This is a genomic window from Acinetobacter celticus, assembly GCF_001707755.1.
Taxonomy (GTDB): domain Bacteria; phylum Pseudomonadota; class Gammaproteobacteria; order Pseudomonadales; family Moraxellaceae; genus Acinetobacter; species Acinetobacter celticus.
On the sequence record NZ_MBDL01000010.1, the window covers coordinates 285139 to 301000 of the forward strand.

18 protein-coding genes and 1 tRNA gene are annotated in these 15862 nt (G+C 36.6%); 6 read left to right on the plus strand and 13 right to left on the minus strand.

All coding sequences use genetic code 11. The features are described 5' to 3' along the window. Positions 1-96: 96 nt before the first annotated feature. From fdxA to BBP83_RS10505, 3 genes are all read left to right on the plus strand, one after another. Positions 97-420: a ferredoxin FdxA gene (gene fdxA, locus BBP83_RS10495; RefSeq protein ID WP_004651686.1), complete on the plus strand. Its 324-nt coding sequence runs from the start codon at positions 97-99 to the stop codon at positions 418-420. Between the two features lie 148 nt (positions 421-568). Beyond that, on the plus strand, positions 569-1291 hold the full coding sequence (locus tag BBP83_RS10500; RefSeq protein WP_068888256.1) for a D-Ala-D-Ala carboxypeptidase family metallohydrolase: 723 nt from the start codon (positions 569-571) through the stop codon (positions 1289-1291). A 133-nt stretch (positions 1292-1424) separates the two neighbouring features. Further along, positions 1425-2090: an O-methyltransferase gene (locus BBP83_RS10505; protein WP_068888258.1), complete on the plus strand. Its 666-nt coding sequence runs from the start codon at positions 1425-1427 to the stop codon at positions 2088-2090. Positions 2091-2211: 121 nt separating this feature from the next. Here BBP83_RS10505 and BBP83_RS10510 read toward each other — a convergent pair whose 3' ends face one another. The 11 genes from BBP83_RS10510 to BBP83_RS10560 form a co-directional block, all read right to left on the minus strand. Next, the gene (locus BBP83_RS10510) at positions 2212-3054 is read right to left on the minus strand and encodes a universal stress protein (protein ID WP_068888259.1); all 843 of its coding nucleotides are present in this window, start codon (positions 3052-3054) and stop codon (positions 2212-2214) included. Positions 3055-3205: 151 nt separating this feature from the next. Next, complete coding sequence (locus tag BBP83_RS10515; protein WP_068888603.1) at positions 3206-3823, minus strand: DapH/DapD/GlmU-related protein; 618 nt, start codon at positions 3821-3823, stop codon at positions 3206-3208. Next, entirely contained in the window at positions 3816-4415 is a 600-nt protein-coding gene (locus tag BBP83_RS10520) for an IMPACT family protein (protein WP_068888261.1), read from the minus strand. The genes BBP83_RS10515 and BBP83_RS10520 overlap by 8 nt, the downstream gene beginning before the upstream one ends. A 228-nt stretch (positions 4416-4643) precedes the next feature. Beyond that, complete coding sequence (lptB, locus tag BBP83_RS10525) at positions 4644-5390, minus strand: LPS export ABC transporter ATP-binding protein (protein WP_068888263.1); 747 nt, start codon at positions 5388-5390, stop codon at positions 4644-4646. Then, positions 5390-5956 carry a lipopolysaccharide transport periplasmic protein LptA gene (gene lptA, locus BBP83_RS10530; protein ID WP_068888266.1) on the minus strand — a complete coding sequence of 189 codons (567 nt, stop codon included), beginning with the start codon at positions 5954-5956 and terminating at the stop codon, positions 5390-5392. Before lptA ends, lptB begins: the two co-directional genes overlap by 1 nt. Further along, the gene (lptC, locus tag BBP83_RS10535) at positions 5946-6488 is read right to left on the minus strand and encodes an LPS export ABC transporter periplasmic protein LptC (RefSeq protein WP_068888268.1); all 543 of its coding nucleotides are present in this window, start codon (positions 6486-6488) and stop codon (positions 5946-5948) included. Before lptC ends, lptA begins: the two co-directional genes overlap by 11 nt. Positions 6489-6528: 40 nt before the next feature. Further along, positions 6529-7068: a KdsC family phosphatase gene (locus BBP83_RS10540; protein WP_068888270.1), complete on the minus strand. Its 540-nt coding sequence runs from the start codon at positions 7066-7068 to the stop codon at positions 6529-6531. Positions 7069-7071: 3 nt separating this feature from the next. Continuing rightward, positions 7072-8049: a KpsF/GutQ family sugar-phosphate isomerase gene (locus tag BBP83_RS10545; protein WP_068888272.1), complete on the minus strand. Its 978-nt coding sequence runs from the start codon at positions 8047-8049 to the stop codon at positions 7072-7074. Between the two features lie 201 nt (positions 8050-8250). Further along, positions 8251-8326, minus strand: a tRNA-Gly gene (locus BBP83_RS10550). 64 nt (positions 8327-8390) lie between these two features. Further along, positions 8391-9812: a cysteine--tRNA ligase gene (gene cysS / locus BBP83_RS10555; protein ID WP_068888274.1), complete on the minus strand. Its 1422-nt coding sequence runs from the start codon at positions 9810-9812 to the stop codon at positions 8391-8393. A 377-nt stretch (positions 9813-10189) separates the two neighbouring features. Further along, the gene (locus tag BBP83_RS10560) at positions 10190-10468 is read right to left on the minus strand and encodes a hypothetical protein (protein WP_068888276.1); all 279 of its coding nucleotides are present in this window, start codon (positions 10466-10468) and stop codon (positions 10190-10192) included. 418 nt (positions 10469-10886) lie between these two features. On the opposite strand from BBP83_RS10560, the gene BBP83_RS10565 reads away from it, so the two are divergent. The 3 genes from BBP83_RS10565 to BBP83_RS10575 all read left to right on the plus strand — a co-directional run bounded on the left by BBP83_RS10565 (position 10887) and on the right by BBP83_RS10575 (position 13994). Continuing rightward, positions 10887-11597: a glutamine amidotransferase gene (locus BBP83_RS10565; RefSeq protein ID WP_068888278.1), complete on the plus strand. Its 711-nt coding sequence runs from the start codon at positions 10887-10889 to the stop codon at positions 11595-11597. Positions 11598-11728: 131 nt separating this feature from the next. Next, positions 11729-12361, plus strand: a complete 633-nt coding sequence (locus BBP83_RS10570; protein WP_068888280.1) for a LysE family transporter — start codon at positions 11729-11731, stop codon at positions 12359-12361. Positions 12362-12896: 535 nt separating this feature from the next. Further along, entirely contained in the window at positions 12897-13994 is a 1098-nt protein-coding gene (locus BBP83_RS10575) for an OmpW/AlkL family protein (protein WP_068888282.1), read from the plus strand. Between the two features lie 591 nt (positions 13995-14585). Here the strand turns inward: BBP83_RS10575 and BBP83_RS10580 are convergent. Together BBP83_RS10580 and BBP83_RS10585 are read right to left on the minus strand one after the other, a co-directional pair. Then, complete coding sequence (locus tag BBP83_RS10580) at positions 14586-15164, minus strand: YceI family protein (RefSeq protein WP_068888285.1); 579 nt, start codon at positions 15162-15164, stop codon at positions 14586-14588. 132 nt (positions 15165-15296) lie between these two features. Continuing rightward, positions 15297-15743: a GNAT family N-acetyltransferase gene (locus tag BBP83_RS10585; RefSeq protein ID WP_068888287.1), complete on the minus strand. Its 447-nt coding sequence runs from the start codon at positions 15741-15743 to the stop codon at positions 15297-15299. Between the last annotated feature and the right edge of the window lie 119 nt (positions 15744-15862).

Consider the following 15862-nt stretch of genomic DNA (forward strand, 5'->3'; position numbering starts at 1 on the left):
ATATCAAATATCAATAAAAGGAATTGTTAGTTGCCTATGTTTTTGCCTAAAATACAGCATTAGTTATTAGAACCATATTTTTAGGTAGCTGTCGCCATGACCTTTGTTGTCACTGAAAACTGTATTAAATGTAAGTATCAAGACTGCGTAGAAGTTTGCCCTGTAGATTGTTTCTACGAAGGCCCTAATTTCCTTGTGATTAATCCAGACGAATGCATTGACTGTGCGCTATGTGAACCTGAATGTCCTGCAAATGCCATTTTCTCTGAAGATGAATTGCCTGAAGGCCAAGAAGTCTTTATTGAGCTAAATACTGAACTTTCACAAAAATGGCCAAATATCACTCAAATCGGCGATCAGCCTGCTGACCGTGAAGAATGGAATGGTAAAGCAGATAAATTACAATATTTAGAAAAGTAATTTATTGAAGTTTATAAATAATAAAAAAAGATCAGCAATTGCTGGTCTTTTTTTATACCGAAAGCACACATTTCATTGCAATATTTTCAAATTTTCTCAATCATTTTAGATTAAAATATAACGAGTTTATAAATAATTGATTTTTATAATGAAGCATTTTATGAAGGGATTGCTTGCAATTACTACAATCCCTCTAATTTTTTTGGCTGGTTGTAATACTTCACCACAAAAAGGTAAAACGATTACCACACCGGATGGAAAACGAATTTTCATCCCTCAAGAACGTATTAGTTTTGAACGCCAAGTTCCTCCAAAAGTCGTTCCTCATGTATATAACGCATGGATTGGTGTATCTGATAATTTGCGACGTGTCCGTGAATACGAAGTCTTTTTAGAAAAGAACGATGTGGGCAATATTATTCCAAGTTTTGAGCTGATGCGCACAGCCCGTGATTGGCAGAAATGTGGCCGTTCACAATATATGGTACCTAACCGTGAGTTATGGGCCAATCAAATCTCAACACTTCGTGTATTTAAATACCTCGTTGCAGCCAATGTGCTCAATGACTTTGAAGTAACGTCTGTATACCGCGATTTACCTCTAAATCAGTGTGCAGGCGGTGCAAGCTCTTCACGACACTTATACAACTCCGCAATCGATTTCCGTATTGGCCCCGAGTTTCCAAAATCAGAAGATTACGCATATATCGAAAATACTAAATTCAGGTTATGTCAGTTCTGGTCGCAATATGGTCAAAGTTTAAATATGGGACTCGGTCTATATGCATCAGGACAAATTCATATTGATACTCAAGGCTATCGTACATGGGGCCCTGATCATTCAAGGAACTCCTCCATGTGTAGCTACTAAGTAATTACATATAAATGACAAAAGCCTCAAATGAGGCTTTTTTTGTAGATAAATTCTACAATCATGAGACAAAAAATTGCGATTCATCGCGAAAGGTTTAAAATACCCTCATCGAAAACAGGGTATTAAAACTATGCAACAAATGTGGACTGACATTGATGCTTACATTGAGTCACATTTAATTCTAGAAGATCCTATCTTGATACAAACCCTAAAACATACAGATGAACGAGGTTATCCAGATCATCTGGCGGTTGCACCAAATCAAGGAATGCTATTACAAATGCTGATTCAAATGAATCAGTGCAAACGCGTATTAGAATTGGGAACCTTTGCGGCTTATAGCACTATGTGGTTAGCACGCGCTTTACCTCAAGACGGCTATATCTTAACCATTGAAGGTCGCGATACCCACGCAACTTTAGCGCAAGAAAATATTAATAATGCCCAATTGTCACAAATCATTGAGCTTAAATGTGGACGTGCTGCTGACGTCATTCGTGACCTACCAAGTGACACTGAAGCATTCGACTTTATTTTTATTGATGCAGATAAACAAAGCTATCCTGAATATTTAGAATTGAGTTTGAATGTTTCGCATTCGGGCACTATTATTGTTTTAGACAATGTGATTCGTGCGGGCGAAATATTAAATTCTGAAAACCACAAACCAAGTATCGAAGGTATTCGTGAGATGTTTGTTGCAATGCAAAATCACCCACGTATCTTATCTTGCACCGCACTACAAACAGTAGGTAGCAAAGGACATGATGGTTTTGCAATCGCAATTGTAAAATAATTCAATTAGAACAAAAAACACACTATGTTTTATTTTAACTATAAATCATAGACTTAAAAAAACTCAACACAGGGTTATCCACAGTATATGAGGATAACTCTGATGATTAATTACTCACTACTTATTTAACAACCAACAATGGCACTGTTGAATTACGGAAGATTGTTGTTGCAATACTTCCCAAGAAAAATTGATGAATTTTACTGTGACTAAATGCACCAAGAACAATCAACTGTATCTCTTGTTCTTGTTGATACAGCAAAATATTTTCAGCAACATCGCCATAGCGATATTCGGTGACCACATCTAACCCTGCATCTTTTAAATATTGCATCGGCTCATTCAATACTTCTGGATGATCACCGACATATAATAAATGACATTGAAGCAAACGAAGTAAGTCACTTTGCGCCACACGTTTCATTAATCCGACACAAGTTGGTGAATATTCATAGGCAAAAATAAAGCGTGTAGGCGGTTTAAACGTAGCACCAACTGTCATAACGGTACAGCTTGCACCGCGAATGAAATTTTCGACATTACTACCAATGGGTTTATTACGTTCTGCAGAACGTTCGCCCACACGACCAATAACCACAATGTCATCATTGCGAAGAAGACTGAAGCTTTGTTCAAGAAAATCACCTTTTTCTTGAATATGTGAAACGGCTAATCCGTATTTTTCTTGAATCATTTCAGAAATATGTTGCAGTAGATTATTGCTATAATCCATCGCGAGTTCACTTTGTTTCTGTTCTAATTCAGCTAACTCTTTCAACAGCATAGCATTGCTTTCAAAGCCAATTACGCCACTAATTTCACCCAAATGATAGCTCGCAGGGTAGTAATCTAGTACTTGCAAAAGCACCAGCTCCCGATGGGTTTGTTTTGCAACCCAAACCGCAGCTTCTGCTAATGCATTAATACACGGAGAAGAGTCAATACAAGCAATGACACGTTTCATAATTAGCCTCTCTTTCTTTATAAATTGGGCTATAAGTTGATGGTTATTTTTAACTTAGCACAACTTTTATGAACTTTGCAGGCTTTTATGTAAGTCTTTTTATTCTTTACCCAAAGACTATCTCGTCAATATTTAACACGCTATATAAATACTATTCTCTATAGCGGATAAACTGTGCGGGATTCCCCGCCATCACTGCGCGTGCTTCTACGTTCTTGGTCACCATACTATTCATACCAATGACAGCATGGGCATCAATATGAATCCCATCCTTCACCCCAACATGCGCACCAAGCCAAACGTCTTTACCTATTTCAATACCCTGAGAGCGAACAGGTTGCTGATAAATCGGTTGTGCCAAGTCCATGCCATGATCAAAAGCATACAGATGACAATAGGCTGCAATACGTACTTGATCATGCAATTGAATCCCTGCTCGCCCACCATCTAAAATACAATGATGGTTAATGGCGACTTCATTTCCAATCTCTAAAGGCCCGTGTAACGTACAATCAGCGGCAATAAAGCTGTTGTCACCAATGATAATTCTTCGGCCTGGCTCTGCAAAAATATGTGCTAATGGCGAGATAAAACAATTTTCACCAATCTCAACGGTTTCCATCTCCATTAAATAGGCCTGATAGTCTTTTTGCCACGCTTCGGCCCAGCCTCTATTTTTGGGTTTCAATGTCCAATATAACCAAGGCATATAATTCAAGCGATGTTTATGCTGTTCACGATATTTTAATAACGGATCTTGATCACTCATCATTTTCTTCTTCAATTATCTTTAACTGTTCTCTGCCCCGTGTAACATCTTGAATTTTCATTGATAAGGGTTGTATTTGATGTACTTGAACTAAGGCAATCACGTGAACACCTTCAGCGGTATATTCTTCGGTATATTCAATATGTAGCTGATTTAATTCATATTGAAAAATAGCCCACTCATTAAACTGACATTGAAAACCCACTTTTTTCTTTTCAATTAGTTCAATTTTTTCAGCCAATAACAAACATTGCCCCGCTGTTCCACCATAAGCACGTACCAGACCACCCGTACCAAGCTTAATACCTCCATACCAACGATTGACCAAAACCAATACATTGGTCAACTCATTGCCTTCAATGGTTGCCAAAATTGGACGCCCTGCTGTTCCTGAAGGCTCACCATCATCATTGAAACGTACATTATGCCCAATTTTCCACGCCCAACACTGATGTGTGGTCGATAAATCTCTATTCTCTTCTAAAAAATCTTTAACAGCCTGTTCATTTTCTACAGGCACAGCAATTGCCTGAAATCGGCTTTTTTTTATGTCTTCCTCATAACAAATCAAACGAGTAATGGTAAACGGCATATTTCATCAAATTTTAAATAATCTTTTCAATTATAATACTTTTTACTTTTAATCCATCAATAAAAAAGCCTTCAATATATGAAGGCTTTAATCTCAAACTTACTTTAACCCTAATTAAGCAAATTGATCACAAACTTGAATCGTTGGCTTAAGCAAGATTAAGGTTTTTATTAATAGATATCCCTCAAAACAATGGATTTTTCTCATTGTGTGAGGAAATTTAACTATTTAGACGGTGAAGTCATCACCTAAATAGACTTTTCGTACCATTTCATTTTCTAAAATTTCTTGTGGAGAGCCTTCTGCAATAACAGCACCCTCGCTCACAATATAGGCATGTTCACAAATTGCTAACGTTTCACGCACATTATGATCAGTGATAAGCACGCCAATGCCACGATCTTTAAGCGTTCGGATAATATCTTTAATATCCCCTACCGAAATTGGATCTACTCCCGCAAATGGCTCATCTAGCAACATAAATTTAGGATCAGCGGCTAAAGCACGCGCAATTTCTGCACGGCGACGTTCACCACCCGAAACACTCATACCCAATGAATCTTTAATATGAGTAATTTTAAAATCTGCTAACAACTCAGTCAAACGTTGTTGGCGTTGTTGCTTATTCAAATCTTTTCGGATTTCCAAAATAGACATAATATTTTCTGAAATCGTTAATTTTCTAAAAATAGATGCTTCTTGTGGTAAATAACCAATGCCTTTACGTGCGCGTTCGTGCATCGCCAAATCAGATAAATCTAGATCATCCAGATGAATTTCGCCTTTATCCATACGGACTAGACCAACCACCATATAGAAACTGGTGGTTTTTCCTGCACCATTTGGGCCTAATAAACCCACAATTTGACCGCTTTGCATGCTAAAAGACACATCTTTAACGACCCAGCGTTTACTATAGTTTTTGGCTAAATGCTTAATACACAGGGTTTGAGGCTGATTTGGTGATTTCTCCATTAATCACTTGCTCCTGGAAATGACTTCGCACTTGATGATGGAATCACAATTTGCACACGACCTGAAGATGAACCCGTCTTATTTGGCGTACCTTCGGCCACAATATCACCCTTATTCATGCTGTATTTTAAGGTATTTCCTTTAATACTTGCGCCATCTTGCTCCAACAAAGCATTACCACTCAGGTTAATAATTCCTGTTTCCGCATTATAAATAATTTTTTGCGCTTGACCTTTTGCAGGCCCTTTTGCAGGGTCAGTCTTTTGCTGAAAACGTGCAGGCCCGCCTGTTGCGGTAATAACACTAATTTCTTTACGACTATTCATATTGGCAATAATGGAGTTGGCCTTTAATTTCATTGAACCTTGTTCAATAATGACATTACCAGAATAGGTTGTAATACCCGTTTTTTCATTAAATGTTGCACGGTCAGCCACCAAAGAAATGGGCTGGTTACGATCAGAAGGCAATGCAAAAGTACCCGCTGAACAGAGTACTAGAGAACCCATTAGCACGGCTTGTTTTAGGAAAGCGTTAGACAATAGTGATTGATGATTAAGGTTCATACTTTCCTCGAATATTAAAAAATTCGTACTGACCGTCATTTAAATTGGCTTTCAGCCCTTGACTGACAAATTCTGCTTGTGGCGATTCCACAATTACTTGTTTGTCTGTTTCCAGTTCACGTGTTTCAGGAAATACAGTTAATTCATCTGTATGAAAAACCATTTTTCCTGTATCCATCAGTTTGGTTGCTTCAACCTGATGTTTCAATATAACTTTTTCATTATCATTATAACCATTTGCAACTTTGGCAAAGAATGTCGCATTGACTTGCCCATCCTGATATACCGATGCGTTTAAGTTATTCAACTGAGAAGTATTTTTTTGTAAATCCTGCTCTAATCGGTCAACTTGCGCACGAATATATAGTTTACCTTGTTCATCCGTTTGGGTTAAATGAATGTTTTCGGCAGAATAGGTCATATTTCGCGAAGCATCTGTTTGAAGCTTATTACCTTTGCCACTGTAATAGTAATAACCACCGCTTACAGCCGCAATTGCAATCGCAGTAACATATAAAACTTTTGTATCCATAAGCGGGTATTTAATCCAAATTCACTGAATTATTCAGTTATTAATGTGGGGCACGGGCAAAATTTTCAAGAAACTCTTGATAGACGCCTTTCGACATCAATAACATATCGCAAATTTCACGAACCGCACCACGCCCACCATACGCTTGTGTTACTAAATCAGCACGACGACGCACTTCCACATGACCATTTGGCACTGTAATTTTCATGCCTGCAATGGCAAAAGCTGATAAATCTGGCCAATCATCTCCCATGTACAAACAATCTTCAGGGTCTAAATTCAATTGAGCACACGCTTCACGAAGTGCTGTGCCTTTATCTTCGCGACCTTGATAAACCAAGTCAACGCCAAGATCTGACATGCGCTTTTCTACAATATTACTCTTACGGCCAGTAATAATAATGACTTTAATACCCGCTTTTTGTACGAGTTTCATACCTAAACCGTCACGAATATCAAAGGATTTAATTTCATCGCCCGAATTGGTTAAAGTCACAAAACCATCACTTAAGATACCATCAACATCTAACACCAATGCTTGAATATGACGTGCTTGCTCTAATAATACATACGAAGCCATTTATTAATTTACCCCTGCCTGAATTAAATCATGCATGCTAATTACACCAATGACTTGATTGGCATCATTTACGACAACAAACTGATTAATTTTTTTAGCATTCATTTGCTCAAGTGCTTCAACGGCACGTGCTTCTTTTGAAATAGTCACAGGATGCGCAATCATGACTTCAGACACGGCCATATTCACGTCAAAACCTTGTTGCTTATCAATTAAACGGCGCAAGTCACCATCGGTAAAAATACCCAAAAGTCGATCATCTGCATCAACAATTGTTGTTAGACCCAAACGTTTGTTCGAAATTTCATATAACACTTTATTCATCGGCGTATCAGGAGAAACTTTCGGTAACTCTTCGCCTGTATGCATTAGGTGTTTTACATGTAATAACAAACGTTTTCCTAAAGCTCCCGCAGGATGAGAACGAGCAAAATCATCTGAGGTAAAACCACGCGCTTCTAAAAGTGCCACAGCCAACGCATCACCCAATGCTAAGGTTGCTGTTGTACTAGACGTTGGTGCTAAACCCAAAGGACAAGCTTCTTGAATATCACCCAAAGTTAGTGCCACATCTGCATTTTGAGGCATTGGGCCTTGGTCATGACCTGACATCGTAATTAAAGGCACGCCAACATGCTTAATTAGAGGCATTAGCATCATAATTTCATCGCTTTTTCCTGAATAGGAAATTGCAATAAGTACATCGCCTTTGACAAGCATACCCAAGTCACCGTGACCTGCTTCACCTGGATGCATAAAGAATGAAGGTGTACCTGTCGAAGCAAAAGTAGCCGCCATTTTACGGCCAATATGACCTGACTTCCCCATACCTGTAATTACAAGACGACCTTTACATTGCAAAATAATTTCGCAGGCTTGGGTAAAACGCTCATCTATTTCAGCTGCCAACACATCTAAAGCATTACGTTCAATGCTTAAAGTTTCTAATGCAACTCTTTGGAAATCAATTTGATTGGGCATATTTGGTGGATTCAAAGCCGTTTTACCTTTTTTAAGTAGCTGTAGGACAGCCCGTCAATCACTAAGAATATTTTTTAGTATTTTAGCATATCTGTATAAACTGAACGGTTATAAATGTTCAAGTTTTAATAACTTACTACGCTTTGTAACAATTCAAAGCAAAAAAAAACCTTAGCCAAATGACTAAGGTTTTTCATATTCTGGAGCGGGAAAGGAGACTCGAACTCCCGACCCCAACCTTGGCAAGGTTATGCTCTACCAACTGAGCTATTCCCGCTTTATGGTGTGCATTATAAATTATTTCATTAAACTGTCAAGACATTATATATTTAACTGTTCAATTAATCAGCACGGCGCCATACTGTACCTTGGCGTGTATCTTCCAAAACAACCCCTTGGTCTAGAAGTGATTGGCGAATTTCATCAGCTTTCGCAAATTCTTTGGCTTTTTTCGCATCTTGGCGTTGCTGAATCAAATTTTCAATTTCTGTTTCAGATAATGTCAGCGCTTCTTGTCCAATATCTGACTTTAAGAAATCATCCACACTGTGCTGTACCAAACCTAAAATATTGGTTAAGTAGCGTAATGTTGAATAATAAACAGCGGCTTGTGTGGCATTTTCCTCTTTTACAGCACGGTTCAGCTCTTTATTAATTTCAAATAAAACGGCAATAGCTTCAGATGTATTGAAATCATCACGCATTGCCACATTAAAGCGTTCGACCAAAGCATCATCTAAAATTTCAACCGTTTTTTCACCATAAACGTGTTGATAGGCTTTAAATGAATGATAAAAACGAGATAACGTATTTTTCGCTTCTTTTAACGCTGCATCCGAAAAATTCACAGGACTGCGATAGTGTGAAGACACAATAAAGTAACGAATCACTTCAGGATGGAATTTATCCATTACATCGCGGATGGTGAAAAAATTGCCCAAAGATTTTGACATTTTTTCGCCATCAACATTAATGAAGCCAACATGCATCCAATAATTAACATATTGTTCATCTGTTGACGCTTCAGATTGTGCAATTTCATTTTCATGATGTGGGAACATTAAGTCTGAACCACCGCCATGAATATCAAAATGATTGCCTAAGCAACAGGTTGACATCGCAGAGCATTCGATATGCCAACCCGGACGGCCATTGCCCCATGGTGAAGCCCACGATGGTTCATTTTCTTTGGCATGTTTCCACAATACAAAATCAAATGGATGTTTCTTTTCTACTTCTACATCGACACGTTCAGATGCACCCGCTTGCATATCTTCAAGCTTACGGCCAGACAAACGACCATATTTCGCAAATTTTTCTACTTGGAAGTAAACATCACCATTACTTGATGGATAAGCTGTGCCTTTGTTGACCAAATTGCCAATCATGCTTTGCATCTGCTCAATATAGTCAGTCGCACGAGGTGCTTCATCTGGATGTACACAGCCTAAATTTTCAGCATCTTTATTCATAGCTTGAATAAAACGCTCAGTTAAAGCTGTAATACTTTCACCATTTTCATTGGCACGTTTAATAATTTTATCGTCAATATCGGTGATATTACGAACGTATTTAACATTCCAACCTTGGCTACGTAAAAAACGGATGATGTAGTCAAATGCAACCATCACTCGAGCATGTCCAATATGACAGTAATCATATACCGTCATACCACACACATACATGTCGATATGCCCTTCTTTGCGAGGCACAAATTCAACTTTTTTACGCTGCTCTGAGTTGTATAGAACAAATGGTTGCATAGACTTTCAAAATGTTTCAACAATAAGATGACTTATATTAACCTAAGCATTATTTTTCATAAAGATTTCGGCGAGTTTTTTTAAGTTTTATCTCATTATTTAGTTTTGTTTTTAATGAACTTCATTCAAAGTTGATCAAGCGCTGTATTTAACCCATCTAGCTCTTCTGCATAATAGCTGACATCAATCATTGGAAGCTAATAACGCTGATGAATGAGTTTTAAGAAAGCTAAAATTTGCTGTTTTAATTGGGTATTTACACCTGTTCATGGCTTCTAATAACAACCATTTGAAAAATCAGGGCCATTATTTTTTGATATATGGGCTATTTCTAGTTTTATACATGTATCTATACGTGCTTAACCATGACTGAACATTTACATTTTTTGAAGTTGTTTCAATAAATTTGCCACACGTAAGGTATGGCTTTTATTACCTTCCTTTTCTAATACCTTGTGTTCGATCCACCACAAATATTCAAAAATTTCTGTTTCACTTGAATTCTGTCGAATCAATTTAAAAATATTAGGCAAATAATCATCGTACTCGTCACGCATTGTCGGATTACGTTTAATTCCTAATGGATCCCATTCTTTCCTTAAAATTTTATGTACCGCGTGCAATAACGTTGCATCACGCGTATGTTCAACATCCATAAAACTAACCTTCTGTATGTCTTTTAATATAAAAATCATAGATATGTCATTAAGATCGTACCTAAACTAATCTTCTAAATTATTTTTTTAGCATCTCATAATACCCTTGCTGTATTAGCTGACTAGCTATTTTTCATTAATTTTTTTCTGGTTGGATGAATATATATTAATATTCAATTTATATATTGAGTAAATTTCATACAATTAACAATTACTTACAACAAACAGAGATACAAGTCTCAAATTTTATTAAAAAACAGCGATTTAACCCAATTATAAACATCAATTTTTACCAGTCAGTCACTTTTCAATATCTCCCTCATTTTAAAAATTTCTGTTTAAATTATTTAACTGCCACTTTTTATTTCTCCCTATTCACGATAAATTTCTAAATCATTCAATCTTTTATGCAGTCGCCATGAATTCTGTATTCCCTAACACTATTTACGCCATTCAACATCTTTCTTTTGAAGATCTCGGCTCGCTTGAAGATTTATTTTATCAATTAGGATTTCGTGTTCGTTATTTTGAAGCAGGTGTCGATGATTTAACCCAAGCCATGCAACACACAGGTCTAACGATTATTTTGGGTGGACCAATTGGTGTATATGAAACAGAGGACTATCCTTTCTTACAACAGGAAATAGACTTACTTAAAGTACGTTTAGAAAATAATTTACCAACTTTAGGAATTTGCTTAGGTGCGCAACTAATTGCACACGCCTTAGGTGCAAAAGTATATGCAGGCGCTGTAAAAGAAATTGGTTGGAGTCCATTAACACTGTCAAATCAAACCAATCATCTTTTGGCTCCGCTTGAAGATTCACCTGTATTACATTGGCATGGTGATACTTTTGATTTACCTAAAAATGCAGTCTTATTGGCAAGTTCAGCGCTTTATCCAAATCAAGCTTTTTCTATCGGGTCACATATTTTGGCCCTGCAATTTCATATAGAAGTTGCGAATGAAAGCCTGGAAAAATGGCTGATTGGACACACCTGTGAATTACGTAACGCCAATATTAATATTCCTGCATTACGTTTAGACAATGAAAAATTTGCACCAACCTTAGAAAATAAAGCCTCGCAAATTATTACGCAGTGGATGGCAACATTAACCAACGCTTAATAATGTTATTGAAAAATTGCCTGTGTAATACAGGCAATGAATTTTCAGCCATGCCTCAGTACTTAAGTTAAGCTTTCATTTTATAAATAAAAAGCATATAAGGAAGCTATCTTATAAATTCGTTTATTCTCATGACGCCCTTACTTAGTATTGCACTCATTCATTTTTTTGCATTAATCAGCCCAGGTCCAGACTTTTTCTTTGTCACCCAAAGTGCGATCCGCCAAAGCCGTAGTCACGCATTGTTTGCCGCGACAGGAATTGCTCTCAGCATACTGGTTTGGTCACTTTGCGCGATGAGTGGTTTACATTATCTCTTTCAAAAAATGGCTTGGTTACAACAAGTCTTGATGATTGGCGGTGGCTTATATCTTTTTTACCTTGGAATTCAACTGCTAAAATCTGCCTTGAATAAAAGCCCACAGTCTGAATCTGACACTATTGAACCCACTGTATATTCTAAAACGCCTTACCACACTCTTTTACTGAAAGGCTTTTTGACCAATATGGCAAACCCGAAAGCCTTGGTTTATTTTAGTAGTGTATTTGCAATTGCAATTAATACAGAAAGCTCTATTTTTCAACAAAGTTCGTTACTCCTCTTAGTTTTTATTGAGAGCCTGCTCTGGTTTGCACTCGTCGCTATTCTTTTTTCAACCCCTAAAATTAATAGCTACTATCAAAAATTCAGTAAAAAAATTGATGGCATCACTGGCGGTATTTTTATCAGTTTTGGATGCATGTTAATTTTAAATCGCGACTAAAAAACTAATATACAAAAGGCACCGAATGAGGTGCTTTTTTTATGACTAATTTAGAAAAAATCCAACTTATTTCAGAACAAAAACCGAAGTTTCAATTGTCATATTTACAATAATTTCTCACCCATATTTAAAGCGCTACGGAGTCGAAATATGAGATGACTTACCTGAAGCAAAAATTGATCTATTTTGACCTAAACCCGTTACCACTTTGCAGTCGATAAATTATTAAAATAATGCTAACAAGAATTCCTTTACTGCTATTGAACCTATTAGACATAAAGACAACGCTTTTTATCAAAAATTGCGGGTAATCATTCCCAAAAAATAGAGCCAAAAAACACATCGACATATCAAAATTTTCTAAAAAATGCTTAACATTTCATGCCAAAAAACCATATATATTTGCCAAAAATGTCACTTTAAAACCTGCTTATTGGTTGACTAATAGAGTAATCACTCTAATAATGTGAACCATGTTTCAGAAAGGATCCGCTGAAACTATAAAAAAAATATTGAACTTTTAAGGATATTAGGAATGAGTCAATTTTCTAAAATTGTATTACCAATAGCATGCCTGCTCTCTACAAATTTAGCGTATGCAGATTCTACAAATTTTAAGCGTTGGGCAGTCAGTGCGGGCTGGATGCATGTGATGCCACAGGGGAAAGCCAATTCCACTCATGTAACAACTGCTGTTGAGGAAGGCGGTAGCTATGGGGTTGGGTCATTATGGGGTGCAGATCTTGAAAAATATGCGACCAACAGTAAGGATCTGACGGGTATGGGAAAAATCATGTTCGATTCCTTTGTCAAAAATAGTAAAAAAGATCCTGAATATAAAGTACCTAACAGTTTAATGAATGGTGCAAGATCTGATATTTCAGGAATTTCAGATTACACTGCTGCTGGTGGTATGGAAGCTGAAAATACTGATACACTGGGACTGACTTTAAGCTATTTCGTGAATGATAATGTTTCTTTAGAATTGATTGGTGGTATTCCACCTAAAGTCGACATTAAAGGTGTGGGAGAAATTCGTGCTGTTGCTTTATCCACCTCTAATTCACCTCCTCCACTTGGAACACCACCCACTTATTTTAATGGTTTACAACTGCTTAAAGATACTTTAATTACTGACCTTGGTGCGCATGGTACAGTCGCAGAAGTCACTGCTTGGACACCTGCGATTACCGCTAAATACCATTTTGGTACATCGGGTAAAGACCGATTCCGCCCATTTGTTGGTGCAGGTGTTACATATGGTCATTTCAATAAATTAAAACTGAATGGCGGTGTTGAAGAAGACTTAATTCAAGCTGGTTATATGATTGACAATATTTTGAGTGGTCGTGCTGGAGAAGCATTGCATGGCGGTAAAGGTAGTTCGACCGCTACACCTGAAGTTAAAGTTAAAACCAGTGATGCTATTGCACCCGTGCTGACCGCAGGCTTTACTTTTGACTTAACAGAACGTTGGTTTACTACAGGTTCGTTAAGCTATATGCCGAACTTTAATAATGTTGCTACGGTTACTGTAACAGACACCTCAACAGGAAAAGAGTTGATTAAATCGACAACTAAAATTGATTTAGACCCATTAGTGACTTATGTGGGTGTCGGCTACCGATTCTAATTTGTAAAAATAATGAGAACCTAGTTGTATTCTATTGAAAAAAACTAGGTTCTCAAATTTAAAAAACTGCATTAAAACTGTGAAGCAATCCATCAAAAATTAATGGAAAAGCCGACTAAAAATAAATTGACTAAGGCTGTTTTTTAAATAATCGCAATCTATTTTTATTATTAGATAAGTTTAGTGAATTATCTACAAGCCCCATTAAGCTTAAATAGAGGATGAAATACTTATATTTCGCTCAGATAAAATCCCTTTTTTAAATATCGAATATACGATCACACCTAGATAGTGAAATATTGAAACATAAAAAATTTAGAGCATTTAAAGCCTGACTAAAAGCATTATCAAACACCAATATACTCCCCCTCTTTAAGTATGTTTGAGTAAGAATTACAGTATCTACCTCCCGCTACACCAATATATTTGTCACATGCTCAAGAGGTTTGGGTACAGCACTGGTTTAAATTTTTTCTTCTACCCATTTTATTGTTAGCTTGAATAAAATCATCACCTTTTTATGTAGCTGTTAAAAACAAAAAAGCCTATCAAGACTTTATAAAATATTGATAGACTTTTGTTTTACAAAAATTATTTTGCTACAGATGCTTCAGTTGTAATGTTTACACTAATTTTATCACCCACATTCGGTACATAAGCACCAATACCAAATGCTGAACGGTCAAATGATGTTGTCGCATTAAAACCAACCGTTTCTGCTTTTGTCATTGGGTGTACGCCTTGTTTATTTAAGACTGCATCTAGAACTACCGATTTAGTGACATTTTTAACAGTCAAATCTCCAGTAATTTTATATTTATTACCACCGACCGCCTGAACTTTTGTGCTCTTAAAGGTAATGTTTGGGTATTTAGCTGCATCAAACCAAGCTTCTTTTTGGAACTCTTTATCTAAAGCAGGAACATTACTATTGATACTACTTAAAGGGATAACAACATTAACTGATGAATTAGCAGGTTTTGCATTATCTACATTTATTGTGCCTTGAATGTCAGAAAAATTTGCAGATGGCGTAGAAAAACCAAAATGACTCCAAGAAAATACTGTCGCTGTATGAGTTGGGTCTATTTGATATGCAACTGGTTTTGCCATTGATAGCGTAGTTACTGATGCAAATGCCAAACCGATTGTTAATGCTTTAATGTTCATGTTTTTATCTCGCTTTTGAATACTAATAAGTTTATAGAATTTTGTCGCAAATACACTGTTAAAGATAAAACGATATGTTGCATCTTTAGAACGATAAATTTGTAAAGATCAGTAGCACTTTGCAATACAGCATTACATTCGGTATTGGATAAATCCTGTTTTACGCGCAACTCGATCATAAAGTCGCTGTGCAATTTCATTATCCTGATGCGTTAACCAATACACTCGGTCACAATGGCGTTGTTTCGTATATATCGCCACATATTCAATTAATTGCCGTGCAATACCTTTCGCTCGAAACTCTTCTAAGACAAATAAGTCTTGTAAATATGCATAAGGTTGAATTGTCCAACAACTCTCATGTTCAATCACATGCACAATCCCCACAATTTCCTGATTTAAAATAGCGACAAACCCATAAATATGTGAGCGTTCTGGCGCTGTTAATTTCGTCCATGTATTTTCAGTGACGTCCAGAGCAAGCTCTGACTGATAAAACTGTAAATAGCGATGCCATAAATTCAGCCATTCTGTTTTATCTAATGTATTTAAATCACGGATTGATACGTCTAAGCTCATATTACTCCCTCTTATTTCAACTATATTTTTATAGCATTTTTTTATATTTAACGTTCAATTTAAACATGCTTGTTCTTTTCAAAATACTGTTTAATAAGGTTAATTTGTATATTTCCTTA

Coding starts and splice junctions, on each gene's coding strand:
- BBP83_RS10515 (WP_068888603.1), bottom strand. CDS start 3,823: ATGAGTGATCAAGATCCGTTATTAAAATATCGTGAACAGCATAAACAT.
- lptC (WP_068888268.1), bottom strand. CDS start 6,488: ATGGATACAAAAGTTTTATATGTTACTGCGATTGCAATTGCGGCTGTA.
- BBP83_RS10520 (WP_068888261.1), bottom strand. CDS start 4,415: ATGCCGTTTACCATTACTCGTTTGATTTGTTATGAGGAAGACATAAAA.
- fdxA (WP_004651686.1), top strand. CDS start 97: ATGACCTTTGTTGTCACTGAAAACTGTATTAAATGTAAGTATCAAGAC.
- BBP83_RS10560 (WP_068888276.1), bottom strand. CDS start 10,468: ATGGATGTTGAACATACGCGTGATGCAACGTTATTGCACGCGGTACAT.
- BBP83_RS10545 (WP_068888272.1), bottom strand. CDS start 8,049: ATGCCCAATCAAATTGATTTCCAAAGAGTTGCATTAGAAACTTTAAGC.
- BBP83_RS10580 (WP_068888285.1), bottom strand. CDS start 15,164: ATGAACATTAAAGCATTAACAATCGGTTTGGCATTTGCATCAGTAACT.
- BBP83_RS10585 (WP_068888287.1), bottom strand. CDS start 15,743: ATGAGCTTAGACGTATCAATCCGTGATTTAAATACATTAGATAAAACA.
- BBP83_RS10570 (WP_068888280.1), top strand. CDS start 11,729: ATGACGCCCTTACTTAGTATTGCACTCATTCATTTTTTTGCATTAATC.
- lptA (WP_068888266.1), bottom strand. CDS start 5,956: ATGAACCTTAATCATCAATCACTATTGTCTAACGCTTTCCTAAAACAA.
- BBP83_RS10565 (WP_068888278.1), top strand. CDS start 10,887: ATGAATTCTGTATTCCCTAACACTATTTACGCCATTCAACATCTTTCT.
- BBP83_RS10510 (WP_068888259.1), bottom strand. CDS start 3,054: ATGAAACGTGTCATTGCTTGTATTGACTCTTCTCCGTGTATTAATGCA.
- cysS (WP_068888274.1), bottom strand. CDS start 9,812: ATGCAACCATTTGTTCTATACAACTCAGAGCAGCGTAAAAAAGTTGAA.
- BBP83_RS10575 (WP_068888282.1), top strand. CDS start 12,897: ATGAGTCAATTTTCTAAAATTGTATTACCAATAGCATGCCTGCTCTCT.
- lptB (WP_068888263.1), bottom strand. CDS start 5,390: ATGGAGAAATCACCAAATCAGCCTCAAACCCTGTGTATTAAGCATTTA.
- BBP83_RS10505 (WP_068888258.1), top strand. CDS start 1,425: ATGCAACAAATGTGGACTGACATTGATGCTTACATTGAGTCACATTTA.
- BBP83_RS10500 (WP_068888256.1), top strand. CDS start 569: ATGAAGCATTTTATGAAGGGATTGCTTGCAATTACTACAATCCCTCTA.
- BBP83_RS10540 (WP_068888270.1), bottom strand. CDS start 7,068: ATGGCTTCGTATGTATTATTAGAGCAAGCACGTCATATTCAAGCATTG.